The organism is Staphylococcus sp. EG-SA-14 (genome assembly GCF_017151935.1).
Taxonomy (GTDB): Bacteria; Bacillota; Bacilli; order Staphylococcales; family Staphylococcaceae; genus Staphylococcus; species Staphylococcus aureus.
Genome location: NZ_JACVZM010000046.1, coordinates 1 through 2,237, shown reverse-complemented (window position 1 = coordinate 2,237; position 2,237 = coordinate 1). Strand labels below are relative to the sequence as shown.

General features: G+C 35.9%; 2 protein-coding genes. Both read right to left on the bottom strand.

Translation table 11 applies throughout. The features are described 5' to 3' along the window. Positions 1–623, bottom strand: a 623-nt coding sequence (locus IDG63_RS14160) for a restriction endonuclease subunit S (RefSeq protein WP_180295469.1), incomplete at its 3' end; no start/stop codon positions are given. Continuing rightward, positions 616–2,172 carry a type I restriction-modification system subunit M gene (locus IDG63_RS14155; protein WP_000028658.1) on the bottom strand — a complete coding sequence of 519 codons (1,557 nt, stop codon included), beginning with the start codon at positions 2,170–2,172 and terminating at the stop codon, positions 616–618. The genes IDG63_RS14160 and IDG63_RS14155, both read right to left, overlap by 8 nt. Positions 2,173–2,237: the final 65 nt, after the last annotated feature.

Below are 2,237 nucleotides of genomic sequence, written 5' to 3'. Positions count from 1 at the left end.
ATTTTCTGCATATAGCCTTTTTTCTGTTGTTGAAGCAATTCAAGTTTTTGTTCTTCTAACTCGATTTGGCGGTCAATTTTTCTAAAAAAGGTTCCGATTTTTCGCTGTTCTTCAATTATATTTGTAATTGAAATTTTTATCTTTCGAATATCACCTAAGTATAATCCTGGTTGCGCAGATACAACTTGTTTTCTTAACAGTAAATTTTTAAAATATTTTGTTTGAAAAAGTTGGAAAATAAACTCTACATCATATGTGGCTTTTGTTTTTAAAATAGCGACACTTCTTTGAAATGCAATATTATTCGGATTTTTGACAATAGCTGCTCTTCCAATTGTACCTACAATTGTTAATAATAAATCACCTTTTTCAAGTTTATAATTTTTGTATATTTTTTTATAATCACTTTCAGATATCTTCCTATCATCACTTGAAATTACAATTTTATTATTCTTGATATTCTTTGCACTTAATAACCATGGTCCATTATTAACATTTTCATGAGTTCCATGTGTTCCATCTTTTATAAATTCGAGTGTATCCCCTAACTTCTTCTCTTCCCATTCGCCTTCAAACTCTGGGAATCTCAACTCTGGCACATTTTTCTTTTGTGTATTACTCATCTTTCAACACCCCTAGTTCTTTCAGGTATGCATTGATTTCTTGTTCAATTTCTGCGATTTCTTTGTCGATATTTTTCAAATCTTGTTGGACTTGATCTAAATCAATGGGTGCTTCTTCTTCGAATGTATCAACATATCGCGGTATGTTTAAGTTGTAATCGTTATCGGCAATCTCTTGTAATGTCGCGCTGTAGCTATATTTATCAATCGTTTCTTTACGCTTATATGTGGCTATAATACGATCGACTTGGGCATCGCTTAAATGGTTTTGATTTTTTCCTTTTTCAAAATCATTGGATGCATCGATAAATAGTACGTTATCGTCTTGTTGGCGACATTTTTTAAATACTAAAATACATGTTGGAATACTTGTCCCATAGAAAATATTCGCTGGTAAGCCAATCACGGCTTCTAAGTAGTTCTTTTCTTCGATTAAATAACGACGAATCACGCCTTCTGCAGCACCACGGAATAAGACACCATGTGGGAGTACAACTGCCATGGTACCTTCATCGTCTAGGTAATGTACCATGTGTTGAATAAAGGCAAAGTCTGCTTTGGATTTTGGCGCAAGCTTGCCGTAACCACTGAATCGTTCGTCATTTTCAAATTTTGAATCTGCTGTCCATTTCGCACTATATGGTGGGTTCGCAATAACCGCATCAAATGTATTGCCTAAAAAGGCTGGGTTTTCCAACGTGTCATCATTACGGATATCGAAATTCTCATAACGCACATCATGTAATAACATGTTCATGCGTGCTAAGTTGTACGTGGTATTGTTACGTTCTTGTCCGAAATAACGATACACTTGTGTTTCTTTACCAACACGTAACAACAATGAACCTGACCCACATGTTGGGTCATACACGTGACGTAATTTATCTTTACCATCTGTGACAATCTTCGCCAGTATCTTAGATACTTGTTGTGGTGTATAGAACTCGCCTGCTTTTTTACCCGCTGTCGCCGCAAAGCGCCCGATTAGGAATTCATATGCATCACCTAACATATCAATTTCCATGTCACTGTGAACGAATGGTAAGTCGTCAAGATTAACCATGACTTTGGAAATCAACGCAGTACGTTCTTTGACATTGTTACCTAGTCGCGTTGAACTCAAATCCATATCGCTGAACAGACCGATAAAGTCATTTTCACTTTCTTCACCTAGCGTTGATGTTTCAACTTTGCGAATCGCCGTCGCTAGATGTTCGATATCGAAATCTTGCGTTTCAATTTCACGAATCATCGCACTGAATAAATCTTGTGGCTCAATGAAGTAACCGACTTGATCAATTAATTCTGCTTTTAAATCTTCACGATATTCTTCATCTGCCCATGCTTCTTGATACGTGATGTCTTCACCTGACAAGGCATCTGCGTATTCTTGTTCTGCTTTTTCAGATAAGAAGCGATAGAAAATCAAGCCTAAAATGTAATTACGGAATTCACTCGCATCCATGTTCCCTCTTAAATCATTCGCAATCGACCATAATTTTTTATGTAATTCAGCTTGTTGCTGACGTTGTTTTTCAGTAATAGACATGTGATTCCTCCGCCTTTGAATAAGTATTTATCTCTTTGTGTAATAGATTTATTATAACATTTGGT